The sequence below is a fragment of the Mucilaginibacter sp. genome, from assembly GCF_028288105.1.
Lineage (GTDB): Bacteria > Bacteroidota > Bacteroidia > Sphingobacteriales > Sphingobacteriaceae > Mucilaginibacter.
The window spans coordinates 1-12548 of sequence record NZ_JAQBOI010000059.1 but is presented as its reverse complement, the minus strand read 5'-3'; the positions used below and the strand labels follow the sequence as shown (position 1 = coordinate 12548).

General features: G+C 42.0%; 12 protein-coding genes. 6 read left to right on the top strand and 6 right to left on the bottom strand.

Annotation, left to right across the window (positions count from 1 at the left end; genetic code table 11):
- From JWQ85_RS04330 to JWQ85_RS04315, 4 genes are all read left to right on the top strand, one after another.
- Positions 1 to 500, top strand: a 500-nt coding sequence (locus tag JWQ85_RS04330; RefSeq protein ID WP_299464482.1) for an ABC transporter ATP-binding protein, incomplete at its 5' end; no start/stop codon positions are given.
- A gap of 112 nt (positions 501 to 612) precedes the next feature.
- Positions 613 to 1500: a class I SAM-dependent methyltransferase gene (locus JWQ85_RS04325; protein WP_299464479.1), complete on the top strand. Its 888-nt coding sequence runs from the start codon at positions 613 to 615 to the stop codon at positions 1498 to 1500.
- 94 nt (positions 1501 to 1594) lie between these two features.
- Positions 1595 to 2659 carry a hypothetical protein gene (locus JWQ85_RS04320; RefSeq protein WP_299464476.1) on the top strand — a complete coding sequence of 355 codons (1065 nt, stop codon included), beginning with the start codon at positions 1595 to 1597 and terminating at the stop codon, positions 2657 to 2659.
- 82 nt (positions 2660 to 2741) lie between these two features.
- On the top strand, positions 2742 to 3704 hold the full coding sequence (locus JWQ85_RS04315; protein ID WP_299464473.1) for a Gfo/Idh/MocA family oxidoreductase: 963 nt from the start codon (positions 2742 to 2744) through the stop codon (positions 3702 to 3704).
- 224 nt (positions 3705 to 3928) lie between these two features.
- Here the strand turns inward: JWQ85_RS04315 and lepB are convergent, their stop codons facing one another.
- From lepB to JWQ85_RS04290, 5 genes are read right to left on the bottom strand one after another with little or no spacing between them, the layout of a single operon-like run.
- On the bottom strand, positions 3929 to 5065 hold the full coding sequence (lepB, locus tag JWQ85_RS04310) for a signal peptidase I (RefSeq protein ID WP_299464471.1): 1137 nt from the start codon (positions 5063 to 5065) through the stop codon (positions 3929 to 3931).
- 22 nt (positions 5066 to 5087) lie between these two features.
- On the bottom strand, positions 5088 to 5834 hold the full coding sequence (gene dapB, locus JWQ85_RS04305; RefSeq protein ID WP_299464468.1) for a 4-hydroxy-tetrahydrodipicolinate reductase: 747 nt from the start codon (positions 5832 to 5834) through the stop codon (positions 5088 to 5090).
- 36 nt (positions 5835 to 5870) lie between these two features.
- On the bottom strand, positions 5871 to 6572 hold the full coding sequence (locus JWQ85_RS04300) for a DUF5683 domain-containing protein (RefSeq protein WP_299464465.1): 702 nt from the start codon (positions 6570 to 6572) through the stop codon (positions 5871 to 5873).
- 3 nt (positions 6573 to 6575) lie between these two features.
- Positions 6576 to 7490, bottom strand: coding sequence for a ParB/RepB/Spo0J family partition protein (locus JWQ85_RS04295; RefSeq protein ID WP_299464462.1), 915 nt, complete (start codon positions 7488 to 7490; stop codon positions 6576 to 6578).
- Positions 7491 to 7495: 5 nt separating this feature from the next.
- Positions 7496 to 8299 (bottom strand): AAA family ATPase, encoded by an 804-nt coding sequence (locus tag JWQ85_RS04290; protein WP_299464459.1) that lies wholly within the window; start codon positions 8297 to 8299, stop codon positions 7496 to 7498.
- 279 nt (positions 8300 to 8578) lie between these two features.
- Here JWQ85_RS04290 and JWQ85_RS04285 point away from each other — a divergent pair, with 279 nt between their 5' ends.
- Both JWQ85_RS04285 and JWQ85_RS04280 read left to right on the top strand, forming a co-directional pair.
- Positions 8579 to 9100 carry an NADPH-dependent FMN reductase gene (locus JWQ85_RS04285; RefSeq protein ID WP_299464456.1) on the top strand — a complete coding sequence of 174 codons (522 nt, stop codon included), beginning with the start codon at positions 8579 to 8581 and terminating at the stop codon, positions 9098 to 9100.
- Between the two features lie 58 nt (positions 9101 to 9158).
- Entirely contained in the window at positions 9159 to 10397 is a 1239-nt protein-coding gene (locus tag JWQ85_RS04280; RefSeq protein ID WP_299464454.1) for a hypothetical protein, read from the top strand.
- A gap of 9 nt (positions 10398 to 10406) precedes the next feature.
- Here the strand turns inward: JWQ85_RS04280 and JWQ85_RS04275 are convergent, their stop codons facing one another.
- Positions 10407 to 12350, bottom strand: coding sequence for a gliding motility-associated C-terminal domain-containing protein (locus JWQ85_RS04275; protein ID WP_299464451.1), 1944 nt, complete (start codon positions 12348 to 12350; stop codon positions 10407 to 10409).
- Positions 12351 to 12548 lie beyond the last annotated feature (198 nt).

Here is a 12548-nt window from a genome sequence, read left to right as displayed (position 1 = left end):
AAAACTCGGCCCTGTTTGATTCTATGACGGTTGAAGAGAACATTATGTTCCCGCTAAACCTGTTCACCACTCAATCGAAAGCCGAAAAACAGGAACGTGCTAATTTTTGCCTGGAACGTGTTAACCTGAAAGATAAGAACAAACTTTATCCGGCAGAACTATCCGGCGGTATGAAAAAACGTGTGGGTATTGCCCGCGCCTTATCTATGCAGCCCAAATTTTTGTTTGTGGATGAACCTAACTCAGGACTCGACCCAAAAACATCTATCCTGATTGATGATCTGATCAATGAGCTTACTGCCGAATATGATATGACCACCGTTATAGTTACCCACGATATGAACTCTGTAATGGGTATTGGTGATAACATCATATTTCTGCATCAAGGTCAAAAATGGTGGGAAGGCTCTAACAAAGACATAGCCCATACTGATAATAAAGAACTAAACGACTTTGTATTTGCCAGCAAGTTTATGCAGGCGGCGAAAGAAAAATTATAGTTTGCAGTGTTTAGTTTGCAGTTGGCCCCCCTTAATTGATATTACTTATATTTGCGGCAAATAGTTTTTACAACTGGCGTAACTGCCAACGATAACTGCCAACTGATAAAAAATGATCCAACTCCTTACCCCAACCCACTGGAAAGATTACGAGCTGATTGATTGCGGCGACTTTGAAAAACTGGAAAGGTTTGGCAATACCATACTGATACGCCCCGAGCCACAGGCTGTGTGGAGCAAAGCATTAAGCCCTGCCGAATGGCAGCGACTGCACCATATAAAGTTTAAAGGCCGTAGTGCAACTGCGGGCGACTGGGTAAAGAAAGACCTAAAAACACCCGACCGCTGGCATGTTGAATACAAGAACAATGATGTAGCTATTAAATTCCGTTTAGGGTTAACCTCGTTTAAGCACTTGGGCATTTTCCCGGAGCAAGCCGTTAACTGGGATTATATATCAGATAACATCAAAAAATTTAAAACACCTACGCCAAAGGTGCTTAACTTGTTTGCTTACACCGGCGGTGCATCGTTAATTGCCCGGGCAGCAGGTGCCGATACTACACACGTAGATTCTATTAAACAGGTGGTTACCTGGGCAAACGAGAACCAGGAATTATCTGGCCTCAAAGATATTAGATGGATGGTAGAGGATGCCCTTAAGTTTGTAAAACGCGAGGTTAAGCGCGGCAAAACTTACAACGGCATTATACTTGACCCTCCTGCCTATGGCAATGGTCCCAATGGCGAAAAATGGAAGCTGGAAGATAACATTAACGAGATGATGAGCGATGTAATGCAATTGCTGGATCCCGAAGAACATTTCCTGATACTGAATACTTACTCGCTTGGTTTTTCATCGGTAATTATAGAGAACCTGATCAAAAACGCATATCCGAAGGTGGAAAATTTGGAGATAGGCGAACTTTATCTGCAGGCCACAGCAGGCTCTAAGTTACCGCTGGGCGTATTTGGCAAATTTTACAAAAATAAAAGCTAATCAAATACCATACTTATATTAACAAGCATTATATTTAACCAAATATTAAAAGCCGGTGCGATATCGGCACACACTCAAATACCCCATCGATCCTATGAAATTAAAAAGCATATTATTTTCTGCACTGTTCGCGTTAAGCTCGTTAGTATTATTCTCGGCATGCAGCCAAAGCAATGGCAGTAAAGTGGCTGATAAAAAAGCCGGCGACACCTCTGCAAAAGCCAAAGGCGAAGAAGCTGACACTTTAAGTGTTGTAAAATCAACTTACCCACCAACCGATAAAGCCCTTTATGATTCGCTATTAAAATTTAATGCACACACAGATACCAGCGGCAGATGGCCGGTTAAAAATCAACCTTACCCATTGGGTGGTGCTATATTACCATTTAAACGTGTAGTCTCTTTTTACGGTAACCTGTACTCTAAAAAAATGGGGATCCTGGGCGAATTGCCGCCAAACGAAATGCTTGCCAAATTAAAGGGCGAAGTAAAAGCATGGGAGAAAGCCGATCCTAAAACACCTGTACAACCTGCATTACACTATATTGCAGTGGTTGCCCAGGGCGATGGCGGTAAAGATGGTAAATACCGTTATCGTATGCCATTTAAACAGATAGACAGCATATTGGTATTAGCTAAAAAGGCACATGCAATTGTTTTCTTAGACGTACAAGTAGCATTAAGCAACATACAGGCAGAATTGCCTTTATTTGAAAAATACTTAAAAATGCCGCAGGTACATTTTGGTATGGATCCAGAGTTTTCTATGAAAGATGGTAGCAAACCGGGTAAAAAAATAGGCACTTATGATGCTGCCGACATTAACTATGTTACCGGTTACTTAGCTAACATTGTTAAAAAGAATGGCCTGCCTCCAAAAATTTTAGTTGTACACCGCTTTACCCGTAAAATGGTAACCAACTATAAAAACATTAAACTGCGCCCCGAGGTGCAGGTAGTAATGGATATGGATGGATGGGGTGAACCTGATCTAAAAACCGGTACTTACCGCTACTTTATTAACCAGGAACCGGTACAGTTTACAGGGTTTAAATTATTCTACAAAAACGATATTAAGAAAGCACCTCACCACATGCTTTTACCATCAGAGGTATTATCAAGATACAGCCCATACCCTTTATATATACAATACCAATAATTAAGGGTTACACATAAAATACAAGCCTTAAGTTGTTTCAGCTTAAGGCTTTTTTAATTTTGAATTTTAATTTTTGAATAGCATGACTAAATGGGGAATTATTGGCTGCGGACGCATTGCGCACCGTTTTATGCAGGGATTAAATGCCCTGCCCGATAACGCGCTTTCAGCCTCCTATTCGCGCAGGCCAGAAACAGTGGATACCTTTGTTGCCCAATACGGCGGCAAGCCCTGCAGCAGCGCGGAAGATCTCCTGGCAAGCGATATAGATGCGGTTTACATTGCTACCCTACCTAACACCCATGCCGACTACAGTATTAAAGCGTTAAATGCCGGCAAGCATGTTTTGTGCGAGAAACCGGCTACGCTCAATCTGCCCCAATTGGAAGAACTATTGACCGTAGCCAAAACAAGCGGCCTTTTATTTATGGAGGGGATGAAGCCGCCCTTTTATCCGCTATATAAAAAACTAAAGGAATATTTACAACATGACCCTATTGGCCCGGTGGGCTACGTTAGGGCGGGTTCATCGGTGGCAGATATTAGTCGCGACCATCCCAACTTTAGTTATGAGCTGGCTGGTGGCGCATTAATGGGGATAGGGATTTACGAAGCCTTCCTGGCTGTAGACTGGCTTGGTAAAACCGAAGAAGTACAAGCTATGGGCCGTTTTAGCGGGATGGAGATAGATATGTTCAGCATATTCCAAACCCGGCACGCGGGCGGTTACGCGCAATTGTATGGCGGGTTCGATCTGCATGGCAAGGGCGATGCCCTGATATGTGGTACCATAGGCCATATCACCATTCATAAAAACTGGTGGAACCCGGCAAAAGCAACCATCAACTACCTGGATGGCCGCATTGTAGAGATCGACGAACCATTTACCGCCGGTGGATTAAATTACGAGATAGCCCATTTTGTGGAGCTAATGAAAGCCGGCAAAGTTGAAAGCCCCATAATCACCCATGAAATGTCGAGGCAGATGATTGGGATGATAGATGAAGCCAGGGCGATTGTGGGGTTGAAGTATATTGGGGAGTAAGTAATACGACTCTACACCTGTCATTTCGAGCGAGCAGAAGGGCAGGCCTGTGAAATTGGGCGACGAGAAATCTTCTACAAACGATGAGTTGACAGCGCGATGTAAAAGATTTCTCGTCGCACCTCTGCCCTTCCCTACCCGCCGCTCACTCGAAATGACAGGAAGGGTGACAAAAAAAGCCCCGTTCTTGCGAACAGGGCTTTCAAATATCTTAGCGGGGAAAATTAGTGTATCCCCATAAATAACCTGCTCCAACGAATTTTGCTGAAAAACGATGCGTTATCATCCCAGCTCATCCATACAAACAGGGCTTTGCCCACTATGTGATCTTCCGGCACAAAACCCCAGTAGCGCGAATCTAATGAGTCGTGGCGGTTATCACCCATCATCCAATAGTAATCCATTTTAAAGGTGTAGGTAGTAGCTTCTTTGCCGTTTATCAACACTTTACCATTCTCAATTTGCAATTTATTGCCCTCGTAAACTTCAATAGCACGGCCATACACGGGCATGGTTAAGCTATCTAATTTAATTGTCCATCCTTTTTTAGGGATAATAATAGGGCCGTAGTTATCTACGTTCCAATCAAAATCTTTATTTAATGGGTTTAGTTTATATTTTGGATACGCCGCCGGGAATACCGGATTAAGCGGATCGGCTATACCGACTGGTTTGTAATTGGGCGTTATAGCCTTAACATTCGAATAGCTTTTTAATTTAGCAGCGGCATCCTTTGTCATAGTAGGGAAAGCCACATTATCGTAGTTTGACACATTTAGGTCTGCCATTATCTGGGGGTTTACATCCATGCCATTAGTGGTAAGGGTGTAATCGGTTTGCTCGCCCGGAGGGTTTGGCGCTGGTTTGCCATTCACATATACCTGTCCGTTTATAAGGCTAAGGGTATCGCCGGGGGTACCCTGGCAGCGTTTAATATAGTTCTCGCGTTTATCAACCGGGCGAAAGTATGGCGAATCGGCTTCCATAGGGTAGTTAAATACTACCACATCACCTTTTTTAACTTCGCTTAAACCAGGTAAACGGTAAAACGGTAATTTAATACCATCCCAATAGGCTTTAGTTCCTATTATAGGCATTGTATGATGCGCAAACGGGAAAGCAATAGGTGTCATTGGTGTACGGGCACCATAATTTACTTTACTCACAAACAAAAAATCGCCCACTAAAAGCGACCGTTCCATTGATGGTGTTGGTATAGTATAGGCTTCTATAAAAAGCGTACGGATCAGGGTGGCGGCAATTACAGCAAAAATTATAGCATCGGCCCATTCGCGGGTTGCACTTTTCTTCTTTTTGTTCTTATCCTTAGTTTTATTTTTATTCCAGAATTTCCAGTTCATTATTTAAATATTGGGCAGTAAATTAGTTATTAAAATCAAACATATCCTCAACAGAATAAAAACCTTTTTTATCCTTTATCCATTCGGCGGCTAATACTGCTCCTAAGGCAAAGCCATTACGATTATGGGCGGTATGTTTAAACTCTATGGTATCTATTTCAGAATCGTATATAACGGTGTGGGTACCCGGTACGCTATCAATCCGGTGCGATTCTATCAGCAATTGATCGGCCTGGATATTATCATCCGTGGTTGCATCGCCACTTAAAACATTAACCCAGTCCTTTTTAGCATCAAGGTTATCCAGTATCCCTTCGGCAATAGTTATAGCAGTACCGCTTGGCGAATCCATTTTTTGGGTATGGTGAATCTCTTCTACCTGCACATCATAGTACGGGTAATTGTTCATTAGCTTGGCTAATATGCGGTTTACATGAAAAAACACATTTACCCCAACACTAAAGTTGGTGGCATATATCAACGAGTTTCTACTGTATTCGCATTGCTCTTTTATCTGCGCCAGTTGGTGGTGCCAGCCGGTAGTACCCACCACAATAGGCACGCCCGCTTTAAAGCAGCTTTCTATATTGCCCAAAACGGTTGCCGGTGTACTAAACTCAATGGCTACATCGGCCTTTTGCAGGTTTTCGGTAGTGAGTTGATCAAGGTTAGTGTAGTCTATTTTTAGTACAATTTCGTGTTTACGGTCATGGGCTATCTTTTCGATTATCTTCCCCATTTTTCCGTAACCTAACAATGCAATTTTCATCCGTAAGTTTATTAGCTGTATGCTTTTGTTTTTATTTTAAAGCGTAAAGGTAAATTTTATACCCGGAATAAATGTACTGCTAAAATTTGACGCATACATAGGTTGGGTCATTAATGTTGGGGTTACTTTCATAGACAGATTATTATCTACCGTGTACGAGCTTATGAACTTTGCATCAATGTATGCATCAATAGCCTGCACGCCCCATACAGCCAATATGCTTAATATACTTATCTGAAAGTTACGCTGATACCCATTTGCCGCGTTTTCAAGATCAGGGTTTGATGCGCCGTAGTTTCCAACGTACAGGTCATACTCCCTTTTATATTTTATGTACGATGAGTATAAAGGATCGCCCTCCCGGGGAACTTCACCTGTTTTGGTGATTTTTGCCAGGGCTAAGAACACCTTATACTGTTTTAAGTTTACAACAACCGCATTACCCAACATGCCTAAACCGGCATAAATAAGGGGTACTTTCCATATTTTATGGTTATACACCTGGCCCCAGCCGGGTACAAATAACGATCGTTTTACCGCACGGCTTGGTATGTGAGTACTATCGGGGTGATATACTTTTTCCTTTTTAATTTTGGGCGCGAAAGAGGTTTTTCTTACGGTATCAATTTTTTTAACAGCTGTATCAGCCTTGGTTTTTGCCAGCGTATCGGGATTCTGGCCCATTGCTAAAAGGGCAAAACTTAAAAAAAATACAGTAGTTAAAAATTGTTTGAACATGTTTTACCAATCCAGCATTTCAAGTATACGGCCCAGATCATCTTCGGATAAGAACGGTATTTCTATTGATCCATTGCCCTGGCTATTAACTTTAAGCTTAACCTTTGTGCTAAACTTTGATGCCAGGTCATCTTCAACCTTTTGCAACTGGTAAGATAACGTTTCGGGTTGCTTGCCTTCCTTTTTTACAGGTGCTTTTTGTATCTCCCTAACCATCTCCTCTACTTTACGTACCGACAACTCGTTTTTTATAATTTGCTGATGAATGTAAAGCTGTGCTGCCAGATCTTCAACCGCTAATAAAGCTTTGGCATGGCCCATGGTAATGCCCCCATCCCTGATAGATGCCTGTATGGTTGGCGGTAGTTTTAACAGCCTGAGATAATTGGTAACGGTAGAGCGATTCTTGCTTACGCGATCTCCCAGTTCTTCTTGTTTTAAGCTGCACTCATCAATCATTCGCTGAAAGCTTAAGGCAACCTCAATGGCGTTAAGGTTTTCGCGCTGTATGTTCTCTATAAGTGCCATTTCCAGCATTTGCTGGTCATTAGCGGTGCGTACATAAGCGGGTATTTGCGTAAGTCCCGCCATTTTTGATGCACGCAGCCTGCGCTCGCCAGATATTAGCTGGTAAGAATGCGAACTAACACGCCTTATGGTGATAGGCTGTATCAAACCCTGCAGCTTAATAGAGGCTGATAGGTCGGCCAGGGCCTGTTCATCAAACTCGGTACGCGGCTGAAAAGGGTTAACCTCTATCTCGCTTATCTTAATCTCGTTTACCGACCCTAAACTATCCAGCTCTGATACCGGGTTAGACGGGCTGGAATAACTATTTTTATTGGGATTTACGTTCGGAGAATCGTTTAACAGGGCGCTTAACCCTTTTCCAAGAGCGTTTCTTTTTTCTGTACTCATTTTTGTTAAGCTGTTACTGTGGTTGCCAGTTCTTCGTTATTAACCAAACCATTCTTGCGAAGGATCTCGCGGGCAAGGTTTAAATAGTTTACGGCTCCTTTACAGTTTGCATCGTGCATAATTACTGATACGCCAAAGCTTGGTGCCTCGCTTAAGCGGGTATTGCGCTGTATAATAGTATCAAACACCATATCTTCGAAATGGGTACGCACTTCATCTACCACCTGGTTTGATAGCCTTAAACGCACATCATACATGGTTAACAATATACCCTCTATCTGCAATTGTGTATTTAAGCGCGATTGCACAATTTTAATAGTATTTAATAATTTACCTAAACCTTCTAACGCGAAATATTCGCATTGCACCGGTATAATAACCGAATCTGCAGCGGTTAGGGCGTTAATAGTTATTAAACCTAATGATGGGGAGCAATCTATGATGATAAAATCGTACTCATTGCGTATGCTCTCTAAAACCGCCTTCATTTTAAACTCGCGGTTAGTTAGGTTTATCATTTCTATTTCGGCACCAACCAGGTCAATATGCGCCGGCAAAAGGTCAAGGTTTGGTGTTTCGGTTTTCTGGATAGCATCATGCGGATTAATATCATTAATAATGCATTCGTAAATGCTGTTCTTGATATTGCGCGGATCAAAACCTATACCCGATGTTGAGTTAGCCTGCGGATCGGCATCAACCAGTAACGTTCTGTATTCCAGCACTGCTAAACTTGCGGCAAGGTTTATTGATGATGTTGTTTTCCCAACGCCACCTTTTTGATTAGCTAAAGCAATAATTTTACCCATTATGTATTTACAAAAAATTTATAAAGCGGTTTATTACAACGAAAAACAGGAATAGAAATTTCTATGTTTGTACTGTTTTTTTATCCGCCGCTAAAGATACGGATTTAAACAATTGAGAAATTAACAGTTTTACCAACTTACAAACAATTGTTGGGGCAGTTAGTGAATTATTGATTTAGTGAATTAGTGAATTTTTCTTGCTCAAAGCCAAGCAATTAACCTTTGCCAACCAATAAAAATCAATCACTAAATCACCAACTCACTAATTCACTAATAAAAATGGTCACCATTATATCATCAACTAACCGCCCCGGAAGCTCAACCTTAAAACTTGCCGAATATTATAAAAAGCAGTTAGCCGCGAAGGGTTTGGAAACCAGCTTTCTCTCATTGACCCAATTACCCCCTAATATAGTGGAGACCGACCTGTATGGCAAACGCAGTGAGGCCTTTGCCGCAATACAAAACATTATTACCGCTACAGATAAGTTCCTGTTTATTATACCCGAATATAATGGCAGTTACCCGGGCGTTTTAAAGGTTTTTGTTGATGCCTGCAGCTTTCCCGAAAGCTTTTATGATAAGAAGGCGGCACTGGTTGGCCTGTCATCAGGCAAATATGGCAACATTCGTGGTATTGACCATTTTACAGGTGTATGCCATTATCTTAACCTGCATGTTATGCCGTTAAAACTCCATATAGGGTCTATCCGGAAAGAAATGGATGACGAAGGCGACCTTACCCAGGAAGATACCCTGCGCTATACGAATGAGCAAATGGATAAATTTATTAAGTTCTAAATCAGGGCTATAAGTCCAAATCATATTTGTATATTCAGCTACTAAACCTTTATATACAATGAGATTTTTCTATTTGCTAACAAGCATGGTTTTGTTAGGCCTATCTGCTTCAGCACAAAGCAATTACAAACCCGGCTACCTTGTAAATACCAAAGGTGATACCACACGCGGATTTATTAATTACCGCGAATGGGATAACAACCCCGCAAGTATCGACTTTAAAACCACCCTTGCCGATAATAACAAGCAAAAAATAGCCCCTGCGGATGTAGCCGGTTTCAGCATCACCGGCTTAACCACATATCAAACCTATTCGGGCCCGGTTTCTACCGATGAAAGTAATGGCAACAGGGTAGCTAACAGCCGCGATACATCTTTTATAATTACCGACATTTTTTTAAAAGTATTGCAAAAGGGCAAAAACGCGACCCTGTACAGCTACCAGGACCAAATTAAAACACGCTACTTTATCAGTGAAGACGCGCAACCCCCAAAAGAGCTTATTTATCACCTCTATTATGCTGCCGGCCAAAACGGGACGATAACAGAGAGTACTTACAAAAAACAATTAAGTGTAATTGCAGGCAAACACAATTTGCTTGATGATAAGCTGAACCTTTATATTCAACGAAGTGAATACAGCTACTCGAATATATTATCGGTAGTAAGTAAACTTAATGACATGAAGGTAGCTAAAGAGGATAATGTTATTACAGCCAACTATTTTTATGCCGGTATTGGTGTTAATATAACCTCGTTTACAACCGATGGCGAATACAAAAAAGCAGGCGGTAAACCTTATACTTCAATTATGCCCATGCTGTTGGCTGGTGTAAACGTTTACGCAAACCCCAACACCCAAAACCTTGCCTTTAGGTTTGAACTTGGCATAGGGGCAAACCGGTACGAATCAAATTATAAGAATCAGGTGTTGCCCTATAACGATGTTGTTTTTCATTTCACCCAGCTATCGGCCTCATTAACCCCGCAAGTTCTTTATAACTTTTACAACCAGCCAAATTTTAAGTTTTATGGAGCGATAGGTATGCAGGTGTCCTATAATCAATATGTGGATAAGGCATTCCAAAATAAAGATGGCACGGCATTTTCATCATTTTCGGGAGCGGTTTTTGATTTTAATAAGGTATTCGCCAACCCACTTGTAAAAGCGGGCTTCACCATCAACAAAAAAATTAATATTTACGCCAGCTATATCCCGGTCACCAATGTTAATGTAGATCCTTATTTTTTAATTTCTTATACCACGGTGCAGGCAGGCATAAATTATTTGTTTTAATAATTGCTGCTACCGCACCAGTAATACCCAGCCAGATAGATTTGGGGTATCGTTTTTAAGGTCGATAACATAGTAATACGTACCCGTTGGCAGCAAAGTCCCGTTAAGTTTACCGTCCCAGGGTTTACCATAACCCTTGCTCTGGAAAACCTGTTTCCCATTCCTGGTAAACACTGTTATAGTGCCCTGCGGGTATGTTTCTAAAGCTTCAATATTCCAGATATCGTTTACACCATCATTATTGGGCGTAAATGTGCTGGGGATAACTATTTTTTCATATACCGTTACAGTTACTTCGTCTTCATCGGTACCACAGCCATTTGCAGATGTTACGGTAAGCAGGTAGGGCATATTATGCGGTGGGTTGGCAATGGGTGTTGGCGAATGCGGATCGTCCAGATAATCTGGCGGCGACCATGTATAAGTTACATCACCCATTGCGCTGCCATCCAATTTTATGGATTGCCCTTCAAAGATCTTTTTATTACTACCCGCATTTGCAACAGGCAGATCAAGCACTTCTACCCGTATTTGCGCGGTGTCAGAGCAAGTAGTAATACTATTGGTTGCAATAACAGTATATAGTGTTGAAATGCTGGGACTGGCCATTGGGTTAGATGCATTGGCGTCTGATAAACCCGTAACGGGGAACCAACTATAAGTATATGAGCCTGCTTCATTTATGGATGTTGTTAACCGGGTACCGCTGCTCCCCCTGCAAATGGGCTGAATCGGGTCTATCGTAACAACAGGTTTGGGGTTAACGGTAACATTTACCTGCTGTGGTGTTGTACAACCCGCGGCAGATATTACTTCTACTTTGTAGGGGCCGCTATCAGCTGCGCTTGCCTGCGGTATAACAAGCGGGTTTTGCGTAGATTCAGATAAGTCGGGCAGTGTCCATTTATAGGTTGCCCCGCCGGATGCTGTTAAGGTAAGCGTTTCTCCCTCGCAAACTGATGTAGGGGGGAATGGAGGCGGTGCAGGATAAGAAGTAATACTAATTGTAACAGGGTTAGAATATACGCGGCAGTTTAATGAGCTAATATTGCCCCCTTCAGCAACCCCTAACCTGTATTGGTAAGAGCCTACTGGTGCATTTGGCAGAAAATCACGAGCGAGCGATGGCTCTGTTTTGTCAGGGATATCTTTCCAGCCGTTACCATCATTTAAATTTTGTTGCCACTGAAAACGGGAATTACTATACCCTGTTGGAGGTGTTGAAGTAATATTATACGATGCCAGATCGCCCTGGCATACTTTATTTTCGGTAACTGATACATCACCTGAAAAGCCTGCCTGTACAATGGGGCCACATGCCCTAAAGGCTATATCATCCAATAAAAGATCGTTGCCGTTGCCGCCAGGCGCATTATTTACCATTCTTACTACCACTTGGGTTATGCCGGGTGCAGTGGTAAAATAAGTGCCATATTTTATCCAGCCATCAGATCCGGAGGTTTCCGGTATATCGTCGGTATCATATCGTTTTATAAGTACGCCCGTGGGGGTTTCTATAATAAAAGATATGTTGGGTTTTATATGATTCCCATTAGGCAAAATAAGGTTCATAATATAAGCCGAAAACTCGTAAGTGGTGTTCTCGCACAAAGCCCCAACATCGGTTTGCTGTTTAAAAAACTCCCCGGCAGTATAGGATGCATTAACAATCATCATATAACCACCGGGGTTGCCCGTATGATCTTGTGTAACCGTGTGCCAGGCGTTACCAAAACAACCGATGGTACTGGTTCCCAGGGTGTAGTATCCATCGCCGGGACAGGTACTACTGGTATAAGTATAATCAGTAGATACAGTAACCGGGTTAGTAACCGATCCAAAATCCTGTGTAAAAACCGGGTCGCCTAAGCTACCGGTACATACCTGTGCAAATACCGGCACATTAAAAAGCAGCAAAAATACCGGTAAAAAAAACTTCAGTTTAAATTGCATAGGTTGCTGTTGTACAAACAGTGGGGCTCAAAAATATATTTTTTTATCAATGTTGTATGCGTATTGTACAATTAGCTTTAAATTAAATTCATTTGATTAGATATGGCCACTTGGCTATCGTATCAGCATTACCCAACCCGCTTTTATTGGCAAATTGTTTTTCAGGTCGATAACATAATAGTATACCCCTGCCGGGAG

Excerpts from the sequence above, each read along its gene's own strand:
- JWQ85_RS04325 (WP_299464479.1), top strand. The coding sequence starts at position 613 with ATGATCCAACTCCTTACCCCAACCCACTGGAAAGATTACGAGCTGATT.
- JWQ85_RS04320 (WP_299464476.1), top strand. The coding sequence starts at position 1,595 with ATGAAATTAAAAAGCATATTATTTTCTGCACTGTTCGCGTTAAGCTCG.
- JWQ85_RS04315 (WP_299464473.1), top strand. The coding sequence starts at position 2,742 with ATGACTAAATGGGGAATTATTGGCTGCGGACGCATTGCGCACCGTTTT.
- lepB (WP_299464471.1), bottom strand. The coding sequence starts at position 5,065 with ATGAACTGGAAATTCTGGAATAAAAATAAAACTAAGGATAAGAACAAA.
- dapB (WP_299464468.1), bottom strand. The coding sequence starts at position 5,834 with ATGAAAATTGCATTGTTAGGTTACGGAAAAATGGGGAAGATAATCGAA.
- JWQ85_RS04300 (WP_299464465.1), bottom strand. The coding sequence starts at position 6,572 with ATGTTCAAACAATTTTTAACTACTGTATTTTTTTTAAGTTTTGCCCTT.
- JWQ85_RS04295 (WP_299464462.1), bottom strand. The coding sequence starts at position 7,490 with ATGAGTACAGAAAAAAGAAACGCTCTTGGAAAAGGGTTAAGCGCCCTG.
- JWQ85_RS04290 (WP_299464459.1), bottom strand. The coding sequence starts at position 8,299 with ATGGGTAAAATTATTGCTTTAGCTAATCAAAAAGGTGGCGTTGGGAAA.
- JWQ85_RS04285 (WP_299464456.1), top strand. The coding sequence starts at position 8,579 with ATGGTCACCATTATATCATCAACTAACCGCCCCGGAAGCTCAACCTTA.
- JWQ85_RS04280 (WP_299464454.1), top strand. The coding sequence starts at position 9,159 with ATGAGATTTTTCTATTTGCTAACAAGCATGGTTTTGTTAGGCCTATCT.
- JWQ85_RS04275 (WP_299464451.1), bottom strand. The coding sequence starts at position 12,350 with ATGCAATTTAAACTGAAGTTTTTTTTACCGGTATTTTTGCTGCTTTTT.